This window comes from Lactobacillus taiwanensis, from assembly GCF_017894345.1.
Lineage (GTDB): Bacteria > Bacillota > Bacilli > Lactobacillales > Lactobacillaceae > Lactobacillus > Lactobacillus taiwanensis.
This window is the reverse complement of sequence record NZ_CP059276.1, coordinates 234,088-258,018: the sequence shown is the minus strand read 5'-3', so window position 1 is coordinate 258,018 and position 23,931 is coordinate 234,088. Positions and strand designations below refer to the sequence as shown.

18 protein-coding genes and 1 riboswitch are annotated in these 23,931 nt (G+C 35.1%); of the genes, 3 read left to right on the top strand and 15 right to left on the bottom strand.

Features of this window, described 5'->3' with window-relative positions; genetic code table 11:
- Positions 1 to 10: 10 nt before the first annotated feature.
- Positions 11 to 1,315, bottom strand: a complete 1,305-nt coding sequence (gene lysA, locus H1A07_RS01225; RefSeq protein WP_210145140.1) for a diaminopimelate decarboxylase — start codon at positions 1,313 to 1,315, stop codon at positions 11 to 13.
- A 93-nt stretch (positions 1,316 to 1,408) separates the two neighbouring features.
- Positions 1,409 to 1,590: riboswitch (Lysine riboswitch) on the bottom strand.
- Between the two features lie 155 nt (positions 1,591 to 1,745).
- Between lysA and H1A07_RS01220 the strand changes: the two genes are divergently transcribed.
- Together H1A07_RS01220 and dapF are read left to right on the top strand one after the other, a co-directional pair.
- Complete coding sequence (locus H1A07_RS01220; RefSeq protein WP_210145139.1) at positions 1,746 to 3,098, top strand: aspartate kinase; 1,353 nt, start codon at positions 1,746 to 1,748, stop codon at positions 3,096 to 3,098.
- 15 nt (positions 3,099 to 3,113) lie between these two features.
- On the top strand, positions 3,114 to 4,115 hold the full coding sequence (dapF, locus tag H1A07_RS01215; RefSeq protein WP_210145138.1) for a diaminopimelate epimerase: 1,002 nt from the start codon (positions 3,114 to 3,116) through the stop codon (positions 4,113 to 4,115).
- Positions 4,116 to 4,305: 190 nt separating this feature from the next.
- Here the strand turns inward: dapF and H1A07_RS01210 are convergent, their stop codons facing one another.
- From H1A07_RS01210 to H1A07_RS01195, 4 genes are all read right to left on the bottom strand, one after another.
- Positions 4,306 to 5,571, bottom strand: coding sequence for a UDP-N-acetylglucosamine 1-carboxyvinyltransferase (locus H1A07_RS01210; protein WP_057718054.1), 1,266 nt, complete (start codon positions 5,569 to 5,571; stop codon positions 4,306 to 4,308).
- Positions 5,572 to 5,704: 133 nt separating this feature from the next.
- Positions 5,705 to 7,327 carry a CTP synthase gene (locus H1A07_RS01205; protein ID WP_210145137.1) on the bottom strand — a complete coding sequence of 541 codons (1,623 nt, stop codon included), beginning with the start codon at positions 7,325 to 7,327 and terminating at the stop codon, positions 5,705 to 5,707.
- Positions 7,328 to 7,457: 130 nt separating this feature from the next.
- On the bottom strand, positions 7,458 to 8,000 hold the full coding sequence (rpoE, locus tag H1A07_RS01200) for a DNA-directed RNA polymerase subunit delta (protein WP_057718056.1): 543 nt from the start codon (positions 7,998 to 8,000) through the stop codon (positions 7,458 to 7,460).
- Positions 8,001 to 8,048: 48 nt separating this feature from the next.
- On the bottom strand, positions 8,049 to 8,468 hold the full coding sequence (locus H1A07_RS01195; protein ID WP_210145136.1) for a YwiB family protein: 420 nt from the start codon (positions 8,466 to 8,468) through the stop codon (positions 8,049 to 8,051).
- Positions 8,469 to 8,581: 113 nt separating this feature from the next.
- Between H1A07_RS01195 and H1A07_RS01190 the strand changes: the two genes are divergently transcribed.
- Positions 8,582 to 9,946, top strand: a complete 1,365-nt coding sequence (locus tag H1A07_RS01190; protein WP_094498914.1) for an HD domain-containing protein — start codon at positions 8,582 to 8,584, stop codon at positions 9,944 to 9,946.
- Between the two features lie 39 nt (positions 9,947 to 9,985).
- Here H1A07_RS01190 and H1A07_RS01185 read toward each other — a convergent pair whose 3' ends face one another.
- The 10 genes from H1A07_RS01185 to H1A07_RS01140 all read right to left on the bottom strand — a co-directional run bounded on the left by H1A07_RS01185 (position 9,986) and on the right by H1A07_RS01140 (position 23,896).
- Positions 9,986 to 11,602, bottom strand: coding sequence for a glycoside hydrolase family 13 protein (locus H1A07_RS01185; RefSeq protein ID WP_210145135.1), 1,617 nt, complete (start codon positions 11,600 to 11,602; stop codon positions 9,986 to 9,988).
- Between the two features lie 69 nt (positions 11,603 to 11,671).
- The gene (locus H1A07_RS01180; RefSeq protein ID WP_210145134.1) at positions 11,672 to 12,529 is read right to left on the bottom strand and encodes a sugar ABC transporter permease; all 858 of its coding nucleotides are present in this window, start codon (positions 12,527 to 12,529) and stop codon (positions 11,672 to 11,674) included.
- Between the two features lie 2 nt (positions 12,530 to 12,531).
- Positions 12,532 to 13,887, bottom strand: coding sequence for a carbohydrate ABC transporter permease (locus tag H1A07_RS01175; protein WP_210145133.1), 1,356 nt, complete (start codon positions 13,885 to 13,887; stop codon positions 12,532 to 12,534).
- 36 nt (positions 13,888 to 13,923) lie between these two features.
- Entirely contained in the window at positions 13,924 to 15,141 is a 1,218-nt protein-coding gene (locus tag H1A07_RS01170; protein WP_210145132.1) for an extracellular solute-binding protein, read from the bottom strand.
- A gap of 112 nt (positions 15,142 to 15,253) precedes the next feature.
- Positions 15,254 to 16,357 carry an ABC transporter ATP-binding protein gene (locus H1A07_RS01165; RefSeq protein ID WP_057718063.1) on the bottom strand — a complete coding sequence of 368 codons (1,104 nt, stop codon included), beginning with the start codon at positions 16,355 to 16,357 and terminating at the stop codon, positions 15,254 to 15,256.
- Positions 16,358 to 16,377: 20 nt separating this feature from the next.
- Positions 16,378 to 17,040, bottom strand: a complete 663-nt coding sequence (gene pgmB, locus H1A07_RS01160) for a beta-phosphoglucomutase (RefSeq protein ID WP_210145131.1) — start codon at positions 17,038 to 17,040, stop codon at positions 16,378 to 16,380.
- The gene (locus tag H1A07_RS01155) at positions 17,025 to 19,295 is read right to left on the bottom strand and encodes a glycoside hydrolase family 65 protein (protein WP_210145130.1); all 2,271 of its coding nucleotides are present in this window, start codon (positions 19,293 to 19,295) and stop codon (positions 17,025 to 17,027) included. Before H1A07_RS01155 ends, pgmB begins: the two co-directional genes overlap by 16 nt.
- 152 nt (positions 19,296 to 19,447) lie before the next feature.
- Positions 19,448 to 21,172, bottom strand: coding sequence for a glycoside hydrolase family 13 protein (locus H1A07_RS01150; protein ID WP_210145129.1), 1,725 nt, complete (start codon positions 21,170 to 21,172; stop codon positions 19,448 to 19,450).
- Positions 21,173 to 21,191: 19 nt separating this feature from the next.
- Complete coding sequence (locus H1A07_RS01145) at positions 21,192 to 22,847, bottom strand: alpha-glucosidase (protein WP_210145128.1); 1,656 nt, start codon at positions 22,845 to 22,847, stop codon at positions 21,192 to 21,194.
- Positions 22,848 to 22,951: 104 nt separating this feature from the next.
- Positions 22,952 to 23,896, bottom strand: a complete 945-nt coding sequence (locus tag H1A07_RS01140; protein ID WP_210145127.1) for a LacI family DNA-binding transcriptional regulator — start codon at positions 23,894 to 23,896, stop codon at positions 22,952 to 22,954.
- Positions 23,897 to 23,931 lie beyond the last annotated feature (35 nt).

The following is a 23,931-nucleotide window of genomic DNA, read 5'->3' as shown; positions in this document are numbered from 1 at the left end:
CTTTTCTAAATTAAACATTATAGCTTTGGTCTAAATAAACTAGATCTACTAAAGACTCACGTTTAATTACAACTTGAGCCTGACCATTTTCAGCAAATACAACTGCTGGTCGAGGATTTCGATTATAATTTGAAGCCATTGAATAACCATAAGCACCTGTATCTAGCATCGCTAAAATATCTCCTGGCTTTACATCTGGAAGTTCTGCATCAGCCAAAATATCTCCAGACTCACAATATTTACCAGCAAGGTGAACCTTTTGAATAGTCTTTTTTCTAGGATCATTAGCTAAAATAGCTTCATATTTTGCTTGATAAAGTGCAGGACGAATATTGTCGCCCATTCCTCCATCAACTGCTAAATAAGGAATAAGGCCAGGAACATCTTTCCTACTGCCTACTGTATATAAATTGTATCCAGCCGGACCAACAATTGAACGTCCGGGTTCAATATCAATCTCAGGAATTGGAAAATTATTTTTAGCAGCTTCACTTTTAATTGTTTTAATGATTGCTTTAACAAATTCTTCTGGCTTTAATGGATGATCTTCAGCAACATATTTAATCCCAAAACCGCCACCCACATTAATAACTTGGGCAGTATAGTCATGTTTCTCACGCCAAGAAACTGCAATTTCGATTAGTTTGGACGCTGCCATTTCAAAGCCATTCAACTCAAAAATTTGTGAACCAATATGAGCATGTAATCCAAGCATGTGCATTCGCGGATTAGCTAAAACTTTTTCTAAGGCCAAATCTGCTTGACCAGATTCAATGTCAAAACCAAATTTGCTATCAACTTGACCGGTTTGGTCATATTCATGAGTATGAGCTGAAATTCCTGGCGTAACTCTAAGCATGACATTAATCTCACTATTATTTTCTTCTAGCACTTCATTAAGTAAGTCAATCTCATAAAAATTATCAATCATAATCTTGCCCACATGATTTTTTACGGCCATTTCTAATTCTGCTTTAGACTTATTATTGCCATGAAAACTAACACGCTCCATTGGAAAGCCAGCCTTTAGTGCTGTATAAAGTTCTCCAGCAGATACAACATCCGTAGATGCACCTTCTTCACTTGCTACTTGATACATTGCAATTGCCGCAAAGGCTTTGCTGGCATAGCTCACAGCATAATCAACTTGTTCTTCTTCAAAAACTTTCTTAAAAGCTCTAATTTGATGACGAATTTGATTAACATCGTACACAACAAGTGGTGTCCCGTATTCTCTAGCTAAATCTATACTATCTACACCACCAATAGTTAAATGACCTACTTGATTAATTTGATTTGTTACTTGCGAGTTCATCTTTCTACCTACATTTCTAAAAAAGTAGAAGCGCTAACAAAAAAGTCCATTGTTTGCGCTAAACAAACAATGGACTAAAAAAGCTTTTAATCTTATGATCGATAGCGCTCCGCGAATTTTGATTTTCGCGACAGTTTGCAGTCTCTTAAACTACAACCCAGCAAATAATATTTCGGCAAGATATTATCACTTCGGCAACTTTCCCTTTCACAATTAATCATAGTTTTGCCAAACTCATAATTGCTACTATTGTCAGTTGCGCCTCTTCGAATTTAATTAAATTGTATATTTTATTAAAAACACAGTCAAGCTTTTACATGAATCTTTAATTTTAATTGCAAGTTTTAAAAATAATGTTAAACTTGCAATTAAAATATTTTAACTAAAGCTATCAAAAATAGTTTTAAATAAATCTAAAGGAAGTAGTAATGTGAAAGTAGTAAAATTTGGTGGCAGTTCACTAGCTACCGGAAAGAGCGTCAATCAAGCAATTAATATTATTTTAGCCGATCCTAGTCGGCAAGTAATGGTAGTCTCCGCACCAGGTAAAAGAAAAAACTCCGATACCAAAGTTACCGATCTTTTAATCAAATATGCTAAAAAAGTTCTTAATCATGAGGATTTCAAACAAATCGTAGATGAGATTTTTAGTCGTTATCAAGATATTGGTAAATATTTTCAAGTTGAAGATAAAGAACTTGAGCAACTTAAAAATGCTTTATTATCCTTACCAACACAAATTTATCCAACTGATGATTATCTTATTGCTGCTTTCAAAGCTCATGGTGAACGCTTGAACGCTCGTTTGATTACAATGATCCTAAACAAAAAGGGGCTAAAAGCTAAATTTCTCGATCCTTTTGATGTCGGCCTAACTGTAACTGGCGAACCAAACGATGCTATTGTCAGTCCTGAAACCTATATCAATCTTGATAAAGTTGAGTTATCTTCAGAAGAATATATAGTCTTTCCTGGATTTTTTGGACTGACTCCTTCGGGACATATTGCAACTTTTTCTCGAGGTGGATCTGACATTACAGGAGCAATCTTAGCACGCGGATTACATGCTGATCTATACGAGAATTTCACTGATGTTAATGGAATATTTGCAGCTAATCCTAGCATTATTGAACATCCCGATTCAATTAAACAAATGACTTACCGTGAAATGCGAGAATTATCGTATGCTGGATTTTCGGTTTTTCATGATGAAGCTCTAATTCCTGCAATTGAAGGAAAAATTCCAATTAACGTAAAAAATACTAACGACCCTAAAAATGCAGGCACTTTAATTGTTCCTAATCAAAAATTTAAACCGACTAATCCAGTGACGGGCGTAGCCAGCCAAAAACACTTCTCTGCTCTTTACTTGCATAAATACTTACTCAATAAAGAAGCTGGCTTTACGTTACGAATTTTGCAAATACTTTATAAACACAATATTCCATATGAACACATGCCTTCTGGAATTGATGACATTACTATTATTTTCAATCGTCAATTTTTAAATGATCAACTAATTGATTTAATTTGCAATGAAATTCAATCTTTAATTAATCCTGATCAACTAGAATGGATTGATGACTACGCTATTATCATGGTCGTTGGAGAAGGTATGAAATATCAAGAGGGCATTAGTGCGCAAATTCTTTCTGCACTTAATGAGCAAAACATTTCCCCACAAATGATTAATCAAGGGGCTTCTCAAATTTCAATTATGATTGGTACTAAAAAAGAAGAAGCCGATCAAGTTGTTAAAACTATTTATAAGCAATTTTTCTAGAAAGGATGATTTCCCATGACTACTTTATACAAGGTTCACGGTTCTCAAAATCATTTCTTTATTCTTGACCAAACTGAACTTAATACTCCTCTTTCTGAATCAGAATTAATTGCATTAACTAAAAAAATAACCAATCCACAAAATGGCCTTTTAAATGGAGCCGATGGGGTTTTAGTTATTAATAAGGCAACTAGAGATGGTGCTTTGGCGCAAATGCGGGTAATTAATGCCGATGGTAGTGAGGCATCAATGTGTGGTAATGGCCTTAGAACGGTAGCGCGTTATCTATCAGAAAAATATCATCAAGATAGTTTTTTAGTTGATACGATGAATTCTAATTTACGCGTTCGAAAATATGATGATTTAGCGGTAGGAGTACATGCTTTTGCCGTTGAAATCTCACCTGTCTTATTTAATAAAGAAGCATTACCCTTTCAAAATTTGGGTCATGATCGAATTATTGATCAATATTTACCAGAGATTTATCCGGGATTGCGTTTTACATCGCTAGCTGTTCCCAACCCTCACTTGATTAGTTTTATGAATCAAGCACAAATTGAAAGTAATATTTTAAAAGAGGTTGGCGAATATTTAAACAATGAGAATCCTTATTTTAGTGATGGGGTTAATGTTAATTTTGTCCAAATTATTGGTGAAAATCAGTTGTTTGTCCGTACATATGAACGCGGTGTTGGCTTTACTAATGCTTGCGGTACAGGAATGTCGGCAAGTTCCTTAGCTTTTTGTTTAACACATCCTAAGAAAGGCATTTTTAATCAAAAAATTGATGTATACAATCCTGGAGGAAAAGTTCAAACTATTGTTCATCACGAAAATCATCACTACTGGATTGAATTAATTGGTAATGCAACTTTTACTGATCAAATTGAGATTAGTGAGTCCGATTTACATCAAGCAGAATTTGCTAATGTCAAAGTCAAAAGTACTGATGAGGAAAAATATTATCAACAATTTAGTAACCATCTGCCACTCTTTAATAATTTACAAGCAAATTAAGATATTTCACTTTTTTTAAATTCGAAAATTATTTAATAATCAACAAAAAAACTATGAATTACCAAAATGATAATTCACAGTTTTTACTTACTTAAATTAATCCTACGATCAAATAATTGAACCATTTCATCAGTTAAATTATGCGCGATAAAGATTATCGTTGCAGGTTTTTATTATTAGAAATTTAATCTTAAACATCAATTACAGATACTTCTGCACCTAATTGACGCAATTTTTGTTCGATTCTATCATAACCACGCAAAATATTACCTGCGTTCGAAATAATAGTCTCACCATCAGCCATTAAGCCAGCGAGCATCAAACAAGCTCCTGCCCTAATTTCACCAGCACTAACATGCGCCCCATGTAAGTGATGTGTTGGATGAACTAAAATAATATTATCTTCAACATGAATATTGGCACCCATCTTTTGAAGTTCAGGAATATGTCCTACTCGCTTAGGATAGATCTGATCAATTACTACACCTTCACCAGTTTTAGCTGTTAAAAGAAGCGGAGTAACTGGTTGCTGCAAATCAGTTGCAAAACCTGGATAAACGTCAGTTCTAACCTGAACCATCTTTAAGTCACCTGCTGGATACACATAAAGTGAATCTTCATCAGAGTCAATTACTACACCCATTTCCTCTACTTTTGCCAAGTACGAATCAAGGTGTTCTTCAATGATATTATGAATTCTAATTCCATCACCAATACATGCAGCTAAAGCCACGTAGGTTCCAGCTTCAATTCGATCGGGGATAATAGTATGGGGAGTTTGAGCTTTTAACTCTTCCACTCCCTCAATTCGAATCACATCAGTACCAGCACCACGAATAACGGCTCCCATATTATTTAAAAATGTCGCTAAATCAATAATTTCAGGCTCTTTAGCTGCATTTTCAATAACGGTTTGACCCTTAGCCATAACGCTAGCCATAATTATGTTCATTGTTGCGCCTACAGAAGGCATCTTTAAATGAATTTTTGCACCACGAAGCCCAGTTTTAGGGGCTGTAATAATAATTTGATCATTTTCATTCTCAACAGTTGCGCCTAATGCCTCAAAGCCCTTAATGTGTTGATCGATAGGACGAGGTCCAATATCGTCGCCTCCTGGGAAGCCCACCACAGCTTTGCCAAAACGACCTAACAATGCGCCCATAAAGTAGTAAGAGGCTCTCAAGCTCTTAATCTTTCCTGCTGGAAGAGGACTACGCTTAATGTCATCTGGATTTATTCGTAAAGTAGTTTCGTGAAAATCACACTTTACATCCATTTCACTAAGTAGATCCATCAAATTATCTACATCAGCAATTCGCGGAACCCCTTCTAGGGTAACAGGAGTCCGCGAAAGTATTGACGCTGGAATTAATGCTACAGTAGAATTTTTAGCTCCACCGATCCATACGTCGCCCTTCAAGGGCTTTCCACCATGAATAATCATCTGTTTCATTGGGGAAACAATCCTTTTCTCTATTTGTAATACCCAAATGTATCACAAAATATATTAAATGAAAAACGTAAAAAAAACAAGAGAACCCGTATATTATGACTCTCCTGTTACCGAAATTTAATTTTTGAAAAGCCTAATTAAAATGTTGTGCTGGAAGACCACTTGCTGCACCAATAAAAGCTTTGAACAAACCTTCTGGTCTTTGTGGACGACTCAAAAATTCTGGGTGATATTGAGCTGCAATAAAGAACTTTTTATCTGGAATTTCAATAATTTCTACCAAGTGGTTGTCTGGAGAAACACCGGAGAAGACCATGCCTGCTTTTTCAAATGCTTCACGATATTCATTATTGAATTCATAACGGTGACGGTGTCTTTCTTGAATGACATCTTGATCATCGTAAGCAGCGCGAGTCTTAGTACCCTTCTTCAATGTAGCTGGGTACAAACCTAAACGAAGAGTTCCACCGATATTTTCTTCATCACGCTTGTCAGCCATGATATCGATAATATTATCCTTAGTTTCTGGATCAGCTTCTGCGCTATTTGCATCTTTTAATCCAAGTACATTTCTAGCAAATTCAACACTTGCCATTTGCATTCCCAAGCAGATACCTAAGAATGGAATATCATGTTCACGAGCATACTTAATCGAGGTAATCATTCCTTCAAGGCCACGAGTACCAAAACCACCAGGCACAATTAAACCATCTGAATCCTTCATAATGTCTGCAATGTTATCTTCAGTAATGTCTTCTGCTTGGACCTTATTAACTTTAATCTTGGTATCGTATAAGTAACCTGCGTGTTGCAAAGCATCAGTAACTGAAATATACGCATCTTCAAGTTCTACATACTTACCTACTAAAGTAATTGTAGTCTCATGCTTTAAGTTCTTTGCACGTTCATCAAGTTTCTTCCAAGCTTCCATATCTGCTTCTGGTTTTGGACTTTCTAAGTGAAGGAAATCGCAAACCTTTTGATCCATGCCTTGAGATTGGAAAGCAAGTGGTAAATCAAAAAGTGAAGGAGCATCAATTGATTCAATAATACGATCTACTGGAACATCAGTAAAAGTAGAAATTTTATTCTTCAATTCTTGTGCTACTGGCTTTTCAGCTCTTAAAACAAGCATGTTAGGCTGAATACCAATACTTCTTAATTCAGCAACAGAGTGTTGAGTTGGCTTAGTCTTCATTTCATGAGCTGCGTGAAGATAAGGTACTAAAGTACAGTGAATGTACATTACATTTTCTTCACCAACTTCACGACGCATTTGACGAATTGCTTCCATAAATGGCGTTGATTCAATATCACCTACAGTCCCACCAATTTCAGAGATAATAACATCTGAATCAGTTGTTAAGGCAGCACGCATGATTTTTTTCTTAATCATATCAGTAATATGTGGAATCACTTGTACAGTTGCACCATGATAATCACCGCGACGTTCTTTATCAAGCACTTCTTGATAAATTTTACCAGTAGTAACATTAGAATATTTACTTGTTCTAACATCAACAATTCTTTCGTAGTGACCTAGATCAAGGTCAGCTTCGGTACCATCATCAGTTACATAAACTTCACCGTGTTGATATGGATTCATTGTACCTGGATCGATGTTGATATAAGGATCGAACTTTTGCATAGTAACTTTTAAACCACGATTTTTAAGTAAACGTCCTAAACTTGAAGCTGAAATACCTTTACCTAGTGATGAAACAACTCCACCAGTTACAAAAATATACTTTGTCATGCCGTGCTTCCTCTCTTTTCTTTAAATTATTCATTAAAATCAAAAAAAGCTCCCAAATACATGGGAGCTTAATTGCACATAGAGTGCCCATACAAAATACTAAAGGGAAATTCTCTTTCCGTCAAGTACTTTACTCATCATCGTCATCAAGATCATCTTGGTGAAGCTCAGATAATTGACCTTCAATTCCGTCATCTAATTCATTGTCATCGGCATCGTCTAGATCATCATCTGAATAGTCATCTTCATTGTTGTCGTCTTCCTCAACGTCCAAATCTTCATCTTCTGGATCATCAGAATCGTAGTCGATAATATCATCATCGTCAGAATCACCAATAAATGCATTAACTTTCTTATGGTGCTTCTTACGTGGCGCATCTTCTTCATCTTCTGGATGGTTTACTTCTTCATCAACAGATTCATATGGGAACCAAGAACGCAATGCCCAAACATTATCACCCATTGAAATGAATTCACCATCAGTGTTCATATCAGTGTAAAATTGTGGCAAACGTTCACGAATTTCTTCGTCACTCTTACCCAGAAAGTTCTGGACGGCGTTAACGATATCAGCAAAGGCCATCCGCTTGCCGCTATCTTGTAAAATTGCACGAGCAACTTCGATCATTGACAATTCGTCTTTATTTTGACCTTTAAAATCATCTAACCCCACAGTGGCACGTCCTTTCACGTAATCAAGTTATCTAAATTTGCTAAAGATTTATTCTATTATATCAATCTTTATTGCATAGTTACCTACTAAGTATAGACCAGAAAAGAGATCATATTCAACTTTTAGTTGCATCTTTCCTGGAGAAATTTCAGAAAAATCCAATTTATTAGTTAAAGATTCTAAATTCATTTGCTTACCAGCAGCTATAACTTTACATTTTCTTTTTTCTCCTGGCTCAAACTTCATTAATGTATGATCACCTTTAATGTCGCCTCGCTGCATCACAAGCTCATGCGGTTTAACCAATAATTTTACTCCAACGTCGCCTTCTTTATTTTTTTCATCATATTTTATACGCCAATCATCACCAATTCTTTCGATTGATCCTAAACCGTCTCTTTCAAAAACTGCTGATTCATCTTCTTGATGAATCTCACTAGTAATCTTAATTTCAACTTCCTTACTCATTATTTTCACCTTCATCCATACTAAGATAGCCTTAAAGTAGCATTATTGTTATAATCAAGTTAATTATAAGTTAACAGATTTATTTTATTATCCGAGAAAATAGTATAAGAAAAATGAAAAAATTTCAAAGTAAAAAATTGGATCATGAAAAAGTAGTACGCGATCCAGTTCACAGCTATATTCATGTAAAAGATAAAGTTATTTTAGATATTATTAATTCAAAAGAATTTCAGCGCCTGCGTCGTATTAAACAATTAGGACCTGCTTCCTATGTCTTTCAAGGTGCAACACATACACGCTTTGAACATAACCTAGGGGTATATGAATTAACACGCAGAATTTGTGATATTTTTGAAGAAAAATATCCAAGTAAAGAACCTGGAGACGGATTATGGGATCCAAGCGAAAGATTATTAGCTGAATGTGCGGCACTTCTTCATGACATTGGTCACGGTCCTTATTCTCACACCTTTGAACATCTCTTTGGTACTAACCATGAAAAAATGGGCCAACAAATCATTACTGACAAAAATACCGAAGTTAATCAAGCATTAAGACAAGTAGGTCCTAACTTTCCAGAATTAGTTGCTAGCGTTATTGCTAAAACTTATCCTAACCCTCAAGTAGTTAAATTGATTTCAAGTCAAGCTGATGCTGACAGAATGGACTACCTACTTCGAGACGCTTATTTTACTGGTGTTACTTATGGTAGTTTTGATCTAACCAGAATTTTAGAAGTTATTCGACCTTACCGTGATGGTATTTGCTTTACAGACAAAGGAATTCACGCTGTAGAAGACTATATCATTAGTCGCTACCAAATGTATCAACAAGTGTACTTTCATCGTGTAAACCGCTCTATGGAGGTTATTCTCCATCATTTACTTGAAAGAGCTCAAATCATTTATGAAGAAGGAAAACTTCAAGTTACACCTCAACTAGAAGCTTTTCTAAAAAGAGATTGGACTCTTGAAGATTATCTTAATTTAGATGACGGGGTAATGGAGACTAACTTCTTGTTATGGACTAATTCTGGTGACCAAATTCTAGCAGATCTTTCAAGCCGTTATTTATACCGCCACCCACTTGAAAGTGTCAAAATTAATGACGATACTAAGAATTTACTACCAAAACTTAAAAATCTAATTAAACAGGCAGGTTTTGATCCTAACTACTACACTGCAACTAATTCAGCCTTTGATGAACCTTATGACGCTTATAAACCAACTGGTAAAAATGCCCATAGTCCAATTGAAATTATGCAAACAGATGGTAGTTTAGTAGAACTGTCTGAATTAAGTCCATTAGTTAAATCATTAAATGGAACTTTACAAGGAGATGAACGTTTCTTCTTTCCAAAAGTAATGGTCAAAGAAACTGATGAACCACAAATTTTTGATCCGATTTATCAAGAATTTCAAAAGTATATTCGAAACAATACTTTGCGTTACTTAAGACGTCCTAATAAAAAGAAATAGATTAAAAAAGTGCATTGATTAAAATCAACGCACTTTTTATTATTCTCTAACTGCAAAAGCTTCATAAGGATTTAAAGTAATATTCTTTAGACTATCTCGCTTTTCATAATTACTAATTAAAACCTTTCTAAAATCGTTATCTAAATTAAAGTCTTGCTTCTTACCAGATAAGTTGGCAACAATCAGCCACTTTTCATCCCCCAACTTACGCCAAAAAGCTAAAACGTTATCACCAGTATTTTCAACTAATTCAAAATTTCCATCCACTACAATTGGATTTTCATGTCTAAGCTTAATTAGTTTTTTATATGTATAAAAAATAGACTCTGGATCAGATAAAGCTTCTTGGACATTAATATTTTTATAGTTGGGATTAACTTTAAGCCATGGTGTTCCACTAGTAAAACCTGCATTTTCTTTATTTGACCACTGCATTGGTCGTCTAGCGTTATCTCGTCCTTTGACATTAATTGACTTAATTAGGTCATCTTGCTCATAGCCTTGAGTCAGTCTTTCATGATACATATTGATACTTTCAATATCTTCGACTTCATCAATAGATGTAACAGGGCAATTTGTCATACCAATTTCTTCGCCATTATAAATGTACGGTGTTCCGTGCATTAAATGCAGTATAATTGCAAACATCTTTGCACTTTGAACACGATATTCTTTATCATTTCCCCAACGAGAAATTACTCTTGGAATATCATGATTTTCCCAAAATAAACTATTCCATGCATGATTAAAATCAATTTCTGTCTGCCACTTAACTAGAACTTTTTTCAATTCTCCTAGATCAAGAGCTCGTAAATCCCACTTTTCTTTACCAGCTTGTTGATCTAAACTTTGGTTTTCAAATTGAAAAACCATTGATAATTCATGGCGAGACGGATCAGAATATTCTTCTGCAATTTTTGGTGTCGCATTCCATGTTTCTCCCACAGTCATTAAGTCTTTTCCTGCAAAAGTATGTTCATTCATCTCTTTCAAATATGGATGAAGCATTAGTCCGTTTTCACGAATCTTTTTATCTGGATCTTTACCAATTAATTCAATGACATCCATTCTAAATCCGCCAATTCCTTTATCAATCCAGTAATTCATCATGTCGTAAATCTTATTTCTTAATTCTGGATTCTTCCAGTTTAAATCTGGTTGCTGATCCGCAAAAAAGTGTAAATAATACTGCCCAGTTTTATCATCAAATTTCCAAGCTGAGCCTGAAAAAGCTGATTTCAAATCATTTGGCTCATGTCCATCTACTGGATCACGCCAAATATAAAAATCACGATATGGGCTATTCTTACTTTTCTTTGATTCAATAAACCAAGGATGTTGATCAGAAGTGTGATTAACTACAAGGTCCATAACGATCCGTATACGATGTTTTTTAGCTTCTCTAATTAGATTATCCATATCCTCCATTGTTCCATATTGTGGATCGATTTTTTGATAGTCAGAAATATCATAGCCATTATCTACTCCAGGTGATAAATAAACTGGCGATAGCCAAATAGCATCAATACCCAATTTTTCTAAATATTCCAATCTTGAAATAATACCTGGAATATCTCCGATCCCATCACCATTACTGTCTTGAAAGGATTTTGGATAAACTTGATACACAACTGCTTTTTTCCACCAAGGTGTCATATTTTTCTCCTTAAAATAAAAAGCGTCCTGTTAAGACAGGACACTTTTTTCACATAAACTTTAATTTGATTAACCTTTATCAGCACCTGCTGTAATTCCGTTAACATAGAATTTTTGCATTACAATGAACAAAATCGTAATTGGGATCGCGATGATTACACATCCAGCAATAAACTGAGTAAAGAATTGTGCCATTGTACCCTTTGCTGAGTGAACCATGTTGTACAGTCCATAGGCAACAGTGTAGGTCTTCGGATTTCCTGAGGTAGAGAGGATAATACCTGAGAAAATGAAGTCTACCCATGGAGCCATGAACGAAGTAAGTGCAGTATAAACAATCATTGGCTTTGAAAGTGGTAGTCCAATATGAACAAATACTTGCCATTTGTTTGCTCCATCAATTTCAGCAGCCTCATCAATTGCTCGTGGCATTGTGTTAAAGAACCCTTTAGCAATGTAGAAACCAAGGCCAGCGCCACCAACATAAACTAAGATCAAACCACCAAGGTTTAGCATGTTCAATGCCTTTAAGATGTAGTACAAAGCAATCATGGACATAAAGCCAGGGAACATACCTAAAACTAAGGCAATTTGCAAAAACGGCTTACGGAAGCGAAAACGTAATCTTGATAATACGTAAGCAACCGCAATCGTTACAAAAGTTGATAAGGTAGCTGAGATAACAGCTACAAATAAAGTATTTAATACCCAGTTTACAAAGGGATATTGTGAGCTAGTAAGAATACCAACATAATTTTGCCAAGTAAATTTTTCTGGCCAAATTGTAGATACAAAGCCTGTGTTGTTGTATGAAAAACTTGCTAAAATGATCCAAATAATTGGGAAAATCCATAATACGGCTAGGATAGCTAATAGAACATATCTAAAAATTAAAGCAAATCTTCTTTGATTACTATAAGACTTCATTTTTAGCCCTCCTTGTACGCGTTAGTATGACGATATGCAATTAGTGAGAATGTAGCACTAATGATAAAGATCAAAATACCCAAAACAGCGGATGCATTGTAGCGTTGCTCTTGACCAAATGTCAAGTTATATAGCCAAGTTACAAGCAAGTCTGTCGAACCAGCACCATTGTAGTTATTGTTCATTGGTGCACCACCAGTTAACAAGTAGATAACATTAAAGTTGTTGATGTTACCAATAAATTGTTGTATCAAAGCTGGAGACATTACGAATAAAATTTGCGGGAATGTAATGTGATTAAAAATTTGTACTGGGCTTGCACCGTCAATACGAGCAGCTTCAATTTGATCTTGCGGTAAGTTTTGAATAATAGCTGTTGAAGTTAACATTGAGACTGGGATACCAATCCACATGTTAACTACAATAACTGTAATTCTAGCAATCAGAGGACTAGCCTGATTATCAATGAAGTGAATTGGGTGGCTAATCCAGCCCCAGTTCATAAGTAATGTATTCAATGGTCCTTGATAATCTAAGAATTGCGCCATCATTAGTAAAGATACAAACTGTGGAACAGCATAAACAATTATAAAAATTGTTCTCCATACATTCTTATGCTTGATTCCCTTTGATTCAATTAAAAGGGCAAGTAAAACACCAAAGAAGAAAGTAGTAGCAGTAGCAGCCACTGCCCAAATCAAAGTCCAGCCTAGCACTGGGAAGAAAGTGCCTGCTAGATCACCACTTAAGACATTTCCAAATGCTTGAAAACCAGTCCAGGAAAATCCAACTGAGTGTTGACGGTCATAGTTAGTAAATGCCATCGAAATCATGAAGACTGTAGGCAAAACCGTAAATAAGATAATTAGGACAATCGGAATCGTCATTAAGGTTGCATGTAATCTTTGGTCAAACAAAGATGCAATTTCTTCGTGATTAGTTGGAATGTGCTCATGTCTTTTTTCTAATAAGAATGTATGTTTATTAGATCTTAAATTAACGATATATAGGTAAATAAACCCAGCAACAATAAATAAAGCTAATATACCAAATAATAGAATTAACACTGAATTATCTGGCTGCTGAGTAATATATACTCCTTGAGCTTTATCAAATACAACGCGTTTACTTTTTATTGCACCTAAGTTACTTAGACCAGCAATTGAATGAATTCCACTTAAAAAGAACCAAATCAGAAATATAATTTCAGCAAATAAAAGCGAGAATCCCTTCAGCCATTGCCGATGTCTGAGGGCATTTAAGCCCATAATGAAGAAGGTTAACTTAGTTACTGCATCTCCATCTTTCCATGTTTCCTTTAACGTAACTGCAGGCGTAGCATGTTTTTTCTTAAACATAATTAATCAAACCTTTGCTTATGTGATTTTTCAAGATTATTCTTTCTTAGAAATATTCTTTTGTAGTTTAGCAAGCTTGCTCTTGTATTGTGATGGCTTAATCTTACCATCGTATGCACCACTAACAAGTGGAGCAGCATCGTTCCAGAAAATTGACATTTGTGGTAATTTTGGTTGAAGAACTGAGTAGCCTGGTTGAGTCATCTGTAATACAGCCTTAGCAACTGGATCGTTCTTAACTGCCGCAGTATTTTGAGCAGCGGTATTAACAGGAACTTCACCGGTATTCTTGTGAACAATTAATTGGTTTTCTTTATTTGTTAAGTATTTAGCTAAAATTGCAGCATTCTTAGCATTAGAAGTATGTGAGTTAACTGCGAAACATTCAACACCTAAGAAGGCTTCCATTTGCGCGGTCTTGCCACCAACTTCAATAGTTGGGTATGGAGCAACTCCTAAATTCTTACCCAAGATTTTCTTAATGTTAGCCGCATTCCATGGACCATCTAAGATAGCTTGAGCATTACCTTTCTTTAATTGGTTAAGCGCATTTGAAGTTTGCATAACTCCCTTATTATTCTTTTGTTCTGCATACCACTTCATTGCATTTACGCCATTTTGAGAATCAAAAGTTGAACCTTTGACATCTTCACCGTTGTTACCAAATAATTTGGTACCTGCTGAAAACATTACTGGCCACATTACATAAACATTTGTAAAGTCAGTTGCAACTACGCCTTTAGAAGTCAAAGTCTTCCAAGATTTAACATCTTCTGGTGAAAGTTTAGACTTATCATAGTAAACAGTTTGAGCTTGTTCTGCATATGGATATGCATAAAGCTTCCCTTTCCATTCGGCACCCTTATAAGCTTCTGAAACTGAATTATTCTTAATTGCTTTAGTATCAGATGGTGATAATGGGTTAATGTAACCCGAATCTGCCATTTGACCTAATTGATCATTTGGAACACTAAATACATCTGCAGCTTTTGATGGATCTTTACCAACATCGGTTTTAGCATTAGCTGATCCATTAGGATTTTGAGTAACTTTAACTTTAATATTAGGGTGTTCTTTTTCAAAATCTTTTACTACACCCTTATACCAACTAACACGTGCAGTATCTACCCAAAGAGTTAATTGCTTATCTGAGCTTTTTGATTCATTTAAATTAGAGCTCTTTCCACAAGCAGTTAATGAAATAGCTGATAGAGCTACTACACTACCTAAAGCTAATTTTTTCCATAACTTCATAATATTTCCTCCTAGCCATAACTGGCTAAATACATTTATTACAACTGTAAGCCAAGTTTCACACTCGTTGTAAACCTAACTAATATTTTGCAGAAGTGGCCTCTCCTCCAAATTAACGAATAGCATTCGTTGTATCTTTATCGAAGAAGTGGGCCTTATTAACATCAAACCCCATTCTTACTTTATCGCCGGGAGTATGGTAATCACGGGCATTTACAATGGCTACAAATTCTGTTCCATCAACTTTCTGATAAAGCTGAATGGTTGAACCAAGTAACTCTGAAACAACAACAGTTGATTCAACAACTGAATTAGGCCAAGTTTCAAGGAAAGCTTCCTCTGAATGAATATCTTCAGGACGAATACCAAAGACTAAGTCTTTATCTTCATATCCTTTTTCCCTAAGCATCTTAGCCTTACCTTCAGGAATTTCAATGTTCAATCCTTTACCATCGCTAATTCGGTTACCCTTAAAGTGAACGTTGAAGAAATTCATTTGAGGAGATCCGATAAAACCAGCTACGAACATATTCACTGGTGTATTGTAAACTTCTAGAGGTGTACCAATTTGTTGAACTTTACCCACCGACATAACTACTACCCGATCTGCTAAAGTCATGGCTTCAGTTTGATCGTGAGTAACATAAATCGTAGTAGTTCCCAAATTTTGGTGCAACTTAGCAATTTCAGCACGCATTGTGACACGTAATTTTGCATCCAAGTTTGATAATGGTTCATCCATTAAGAAGATCGGCGCATCCCGAACAATTGCTCGTCCTAAGGCAACACGCTGTCTTTGACCACCAGATAATTCAGATGGCTTTTTATCAAGATATTCTGATAAACCTAAAATATCTGCTGCATGCTTAACTCGCTTATCAATTTCATCTTTCTTATAATGACGAAGCTTTAATCCAAAAGCCATGTTGTCGTAAATGGACATATGAGGGTACAAAGCATAGTTTTGGAAAACCATGGCAATGTCTCTATCTTTTGGTGCAACGTCATTCATTACCTTATGGTCAATCTCTAAAGTACCTTTAGAAATATCTTCTAGACCAGCAACCATTCTCAAAGTAGTTGATTTACCACAACCAGATGGTCCAACAAAAACGATAAATTCCTTATCTTTGATATGTAAATCAAAGTCATTAACTGAATATTTATCATTTCCTTCGTACTTTTTATAGATATGGTTCAAATCTACCTCAACCATTCTCTTCCCCTACTTCCCTCTTATTTTTTATTAAAAACTGATTCAATTTCTGAAAGTTTCAATTCTTTAGTAGTTGGAACAATATAATCAGCCTCTTTCAAGACCTCTTTATTCCCAATTCCAACTGCAAATTGACCAGCACTTTTAATTGATTGAACACCGGCTTGAGCATCTTCAAAACTAATTACTTCGTCTGCATTCAAACCAGCCAATTCTTGTGCCTTTTCATAAATTTCTGGATCCGGTTTTCCGCGATGAAGTGTTGCTGGATCAACAATACCATCAAATTCATCCATAATTCCTAACTTTGTTAAAATCTTAGGCGCATTTTTTGAGGCAGAAGCAATAACCATTTTTAAATTTTGCTTCTTTGCATCACTAAGTAGTTCCGGAATACCTGGCAAAATATCTGCTGGTGTCATTTTTTCAACTTGTTCAACAAATTTAGTATTCTTTTCTGCTGCGAACTTTTCTTTTTCTGCTTCAGAATATTTATCTTCCTGATCGCCATATTTCAAGATCAAATTCAGTGAGTCCATTCTTGAAATACCCCTTAAGCTATCAAGTTGTTCATCAGTTAAGCTAATCCCTAATTCCTTAGCTAAATTGTTCCAAGCGGTTAAATGATAAACAGCTGAATTTGTTAAAACTCCATCCAAGTCAAAAATTAAGCCTTTAAGCATTCTGTTTCACCTTCTTTAAGTGCTACATTGTTGTCATTAACAAGAATTTCTAGATCTTCGCCTTTAAGTAAAGAAATCTTAGTTTCGTGATGGTCGACATAAACTTTAATCAATCGACCGCGATAATTAATCTTAAAACTGTAGTGATCCCAGTTATCCGGAATAAATGGCTTAAATTTTAATTGATCGTGATCATAACGCATCCCAGCAAATCCTTGAACAATTGCTAACCATGAACCGCTCATCGAAGTAATATGCAAACCATCAACGGTATCATTGTTGTAATTGTCTAAATCAAGTCTTGCAGTTCTCTCGTAAAGCTCAACAGCCTTATCTTTCTTGCCTAATTCAGCAGCTAAGACAGAGTGAATTGAAGGAGATAATGAACTTTCGTGAACCGTTAAAGGTTCATAGAAATCAAAGTTCTTTTCTTTTTGCTCTTTAGTGTAATTTTCTGGGAAGAAGTAAATTCCTTGTAAAACGTCAGCCTGTTTGATAAATGGTGATCTCAAAATCTTATCCCATGACCAGTGTTGGTTAATTGGTCTTTGATCTTCAATTTCACTTACTGGACGAATCTCTTTATCAAGAAAATCATCTTGTTGTAAGAAAATACCTAAATCTTTATCTTCTGGTAGATAAATCCTATCGACAATGTCTTGCCACTTTTCTTTTTCTTCTTCAGTAACATGTACTCTTTCTTGAGCTTCTTTAGTCGCAAGTGGTAAACGTTCTAGCGTATATTTCAAAAGCCATCTTGCCATGGTGTTTGTAAACCAGTTATTGTTAACATTATTTTCGTATTCATTTGGTCCAGTAACACCATGCATTACATACTTATTACGCCATTTAGACCAATGAACTCTGGCTGCCCAAAATCTTGCAGTTCCAACTAGGACATCCATACCTTCATTCTTAACATAGCTATCATCGCCAGTATATTCAGTGTACATTGCAATTGCATGTGGAATATCAGCATTTCTGTGGATTTCTTCAAAAGTAATTTCCCATTCGTTATGACATTCAATACCATTGAAAGTCACCATTGGGAACAAGGCACCTGGAAGGCCTTGTTCTTTAGCATTGTGATATGCTCCTGGTAATTGATTATGACGATATTGAAGAAGGGCTTTAGTAACGCTTGGGTTAGTGATTCCTAAGTACATTGGAACTATATAAGCCTCAGTATCCCAATAAGTAGCACCACCGTATTTTTCACCAGTAAATCCCTTAGGACCAACGTTCAAGCGTTCATCTTCACCGTAGTATGTCATGAACAATTGAGCAATATTAAATCTAATCCCCTGTTGTGCTGCTGCATCACCAGAAATTTCAACATCACTCATATTCCAACGTTTTTGCCATTCAGCAGTATGGTCGGCTAAGTTTTCTTCAAAGCTCTTTGATTGAAGCTTATTCATTAAATTTTCAGCAACACTTGCTTGATCTTTTTCTTCAACATCTCTACTTGTTATAACAATAACGTCTTTTTCAAGTTCGTAGCTTTGTCCCTCACTTAATTCAACTGAAAATTTTTCGCTTAACTTGGCTTCTTTAGTAGAAACTTCAGTTTGAATTAGTTCACCATTGTGGCGTAAAGATTCTTGAAGTAAAACTGTGAATTGTGGCACTTCATAAGGATTAGGCTTAGTTTTTACCTGGATAGCTTTTGTATCCTTATTCTCACCAAGTGGAATCCAGAAGCGTTCACCATAGTTACTATCTTCGTTAACAACTGTTCCATCTAAGCTAGCATCAAAATCAATCTTAGCCTTTCCTTCAAGTACTGTAGCTTTTACTTTAATTAAAGCAGCTTCTTTTTGTACAATATGGAGAAAACGTTCAAATTCAAATTTAATTTTGACATCTTTACCTTCATAGATAAAACTTCTTGAAAGAAGTCCTTGATGCATATCAAGTGATAATTCAAAATCACTAAATTTTACTTTGGCTAAATCAATTTTTTCACCGTTGACAGTGATCCCAATTCCAATAAAACTTGGAGCATTTGGTGTCTTACCGAAGTACTTCGGGTATCCATTCTTCCACCAACCAACAACTGTCTTATCTGGGAACCATACACCTGCTAAGTATGTTCCTTGAAGCGTGTCACCAGAGTAACCCTCCTCAAAGTTTCCTCTCATTCCCATATAGTCGTTACCAATTGCGGTAATACTTTCTTGTAACCTTTTATCTTTCTTGGAAAATTCATGTGTCGTTACTTTCCAAGGATCAACCTCAAAAATTCTCTTCATTATCCTTCTCCATCACTTTCGTGAAGTTTTTTATTTACAAATCTATTATCCAATTATTGAAAGCGCTTAACAATGTTTACTTTGATGTTACCGGTATCAAAAAATTATAAGAAAAAAAGCAGCATCTTATTGCTACTTTTTTTGTTCATATATTAAGCTTCAACCTCGATTAAAAAGCCATCTGGCACTAATACTCCCGATTTATAGTTCTGACTCAGTGCTGCTGTTTTATCAATTTTAATACCTTTTTTACCTGTGTTATAGTAGGCCTTTATTGTTTCTTTGCCTATTCGTTCAACTTTTAAGAGACCTTTTTCTGTTACCGTTAACTTAACAGTACCTTTATTTAAGGTATCACTATGATCTAGTCTGAATTTTACTAATTCATGGACTCTTTGCCATACTGGTCCTTCGAGCTTGCTCCAGTCCATTGGTTTGCGGCAATCCGGATCATTATCGCCGCTCATTCCCATCTCTGTCCCATAGTAAATACATGGCACTCCAGGTTGAACAAATTCATACGCAACTGCTTGTAAAGCTAAATCTTGATTTTCTTTTGCTAAAGTTAAAATTCTAGCCGTATCATGGGAATCGAGCATATTCATCATAGCCTGGTCAACCATATCAGGATACATCATTAGTTGATCAGTTAAGTGTTCACTTAGGTCTTTAGCATCCATTTTATGCTTGAAGAAATGATCTTCAATTTGTAAAGTATATGGATAATTCATGACACCTGTAAATTGATCTCCCTGAAGCCATGGACGAGCTGAATGCCATATTTCACCAACAATATAGAAATCAGGCTTTATTTTAACTAATTCGTCATGGAATCTCTTCCAGAAATGATGGTCAACTTCATTTGCAACATCTAGACGCCATGCATCAATATCAAAATATTTTACCCAGTAGGTCGCAATTTCTAATAAGAAGTCCTGTACTTCTGGGTTAGCCGTATTTAATTTAGGCATATGCTTTTCGAATGCAAAGGTTTCATACGGTGGATTTTTTTCACCTTTACTTGGGTCACGATAGGGTTCAACAGGATAGGAATTAATGTGGAACCAATCTTTAAAGCGTGATTTTTCGCCATTTTTAATTACATCTTGCCACTGCATCGATTGATCACCCAAGTGATTAAAGACCGCATCAAGCATAACTTTCATTCCATGCTTATGCGCTTCATTAACTACTTTTGCAAATAAATCCTTGTCTCCAAAAGCTGGATCTACTTGTAAATAGTCAATTGTGTCGTATTTATGATTAGAACTTGCCTTAAAAATTGGGCAGAAATATAGCCCCGTAACTCCTAATCTTTGTAAATCATCTAAATGATCTAAAACTCCTTGTAAGTCTCCACCATAAAAATCTTCTCTACCTGGATGATCTTGCGGACTCCACTCTTTAACATTTGCTGGGTCATTACTTTTATCACCATTAGCAAAACGCTCCGGAAAAATTTGATACCAAACAATGTCTTTAAGCCATTTTGGTGTTTTAATGCGATCAATATCATGGAAGTACGGAACTTTAAAATACATTCCATCTTCTCTTAATTTTTCATCGCTAAAGTTTTCAATACTACGGTCACCAAAAATTACATGACTTCCGTCTTTGCCAATCACTTCAAAAGTATATTTAATTCGGTGATATGGAGCAGTTAAGGTTGCTCCCCAGTAATCATTAACTTGACCACTACCTATTTTCTCCATTTCAAGTTCTTTAGCTTGTTTTGGTGGTAGATAGTTATCCGTGTAATGAACAATTACTTTTTCCACATCATCTTTTGCTGTATGAAGTCTAATTTTAACGTGTGAATGATCAATAATAAAACAATCTTCACTTTCAGTTCTATGTTTTAAAGCTGCAAGTTGCATATTTTATTCCTCAATCTTTTTAATTTTCTAATACTACTCCGGCATATGGTTCTAATCGTAATTTTCCTGCCGTTAAATAATATTCGCCAGCCGCTAACCTTTCACTACTAAATTCTTTTCCTACTTCAAGCTCAATTGGTTCTTGACTCAAAGAAACAGCAATAAGTGCTTTTTTGTCTTTTAAATTACGCTCATAGACATAGCTCCCATTTGACGTTGGCCATAAATAATAATTACCTTCTTGAAATAGTTGTTCTTTCTTCAAGCTAATAAGCTTTTTGTAAAAGTTAAACATACTACTATCATCTGCTATTTCATCAGCTGCATTTGTCTCATCAAGCTTTTTACCTTGAATCCAAGGTTCTCTATCTGTAAAGCCATTATTTCTTTCGTTATTCCATGGCATTGGTCCTCTAGCTGGGAGCTTATGAGTCTTACTTGCCATTAGCAAGGCTTCTTTTGTAGTCTTTCCTGCCTTTTCTGCACTCTTTACAAACTCTTTTACAGTATCATCTTGAAAATCATTTACATTTTCAAACTGTAGATTTCTCATCCCTAACTCTTCACCATAATAAATGATTGGAATACCGCATTGTAAGTACATCAACATAGCTAAACTTCTTGCTTGAGTATTATTTTTAGCAATCCTGGTTGCAAGCCTTGCCATATCATGATTATTCCAATAAAGGGTAGGTTTAGAAATTCCACTTAAGGTTTGTTGCCAAATAGTTTGATTTTGTTTAAATTTAACCCAATCCAATGGTTTAGGCTGATAATTACTCAAAAAACTAGGATCGACTTTGTTCTGATCTTCAGTAAAATATCTAAAAGTAATTACACTATCCATTAAGTGATTATCCTTATTTGTATAATCCACAGCTAAATTTACATTTGCACTTGCTGCTTCTCCTAAAAGTAATGCATCAGGATAATCTTGTTTTATTTCTTCACAAAATGGTCGCATCCATTTTTGAACTTGTGGTAAATTAGCAAAAAATGGTTCTGCAATTATTGGTTCTTTATCTTTGCTATCAACTGGAAAATTCTGTCTTAAATCTGCTTTTGCAATATGAATAAATGCATCTAGTCTTAATCCATCAATTCCCTTTTCTAACCAATATTTTGCAATCCCAGTCATTGCATGTCTAACTTCTGGATTATTCCAATTTAAATCAGGCATTCTTTTATCAAAAAGATGGAAATAAAATTGTCCGGTTCCTGCAGGATCCTTTTCCCAAACACTTCCTCCGAAAAAACTTCCCCAGTTATTTGGACGCTGATTGTTTCCTCCTGCAAAAATATAATAGTCACGATATATACTTTCTGGATTTTTTATAGCATCTTGAAACCAGGGATGCTGATCAGAAGTATGGTTCAATACAAAGTCCATAATTACATGAATCCCAGCCGCATGCATTTCCTTAATTAAGTTATCCATATCTTCCATTGTTCCCATCTTTGGATCAATAGCAAAATAATTCGACACATCATAACCATTATCTACTTGTGGAGAAACAAAAATTGGATTTAGCCAAACAGCATTGATTCCTAATTCCCTTAAATACGGTATTCTCTTTCTTATTCCATTTAAGTCACCAATACCGTCACTATTAGAATCTTGAAAAGACTTCGGATAAATTTGATAAATAATTGCTTGGTCATACCAATATCTCATAATAAACTTCCTCCATAGCTTTTATTTTAAACAATTATTTTAAGCGCTTACAATATGTTTTATATGTTACCGGTATCAAAAAAAGAAGCTGCGTTAACAGCTTTCTAATTTCTTGTAGATTCATTTTTTCTTAGTTCTGGCTCAATCAAGACTTCACCCTGCTGAGCTCCATCTTGTTTAATTTTTTGCAGAATCATGGCTGCTAAGAGTTCACCAAGCTTAAATAAATTTTGCTTAACTGTAGTTAACTTAGGATTTGAGACTTGATCTAAAAATACTCCATCAAAACCAATTACACCGAAATCTCTAGGAATATTCCCATTCTTTCTTTGGATAGCGCGTACTACACCAACTGCAATTCGATCACTGGCACAAATAAAGCACGTATTCGGCGCAAATTTTTTCCAATTACTAATAATTAACTTTTCAGCCAAACTACTATGATTTTGAATTCGAAAAATTTTAGGAATCATATTATGCTTTTGGAGTGTATTGATATAGCCCGCTTCTCTTGAATATTCAAATGGTTCTTTCTCATCAATTCCAATAAAAATAATTGATTGATAATTTTTATTGAGTGCATATTGTGTAGCTAACTGTTCACCTAATTTGTTATCTGTATCAATAAAATCATAACCGAAGCGATTTTCTCCAAATAAAACAAAAGGTTTATCTAATTGATCTAACCATTCTGCATCCGTTACTCGCCCCCCAGTTATAATGTAGCCGTCCCCTCCGCCAACATCCCTACCTGTGGCTAATTGAATTGCGTAGTGTTTTTTGCTCAGCCCTTTAGCAATTCCAAAAAGTAGATTCATATAGTATGGCTCGGTTGTATCAATATCTTCTAAAATTACCAGTTTAACCACATTAGTCCGATTATGAGCCAAAGCACTTGCAACTGAATTGGGATGATAATTCAATTGTTCCATTGCTTTTTCCACAATTTTTCTTAATTCTGGCGTCACTTGCTGCGGATGGTTAATAACCCGCGATACTGTCATCTTAGATACATTAGCTTTTTTTGCTACATCAGATAAAGTAGTCATATTCCTATAGTTCCCTCTTTAAAACTGTATAGTTT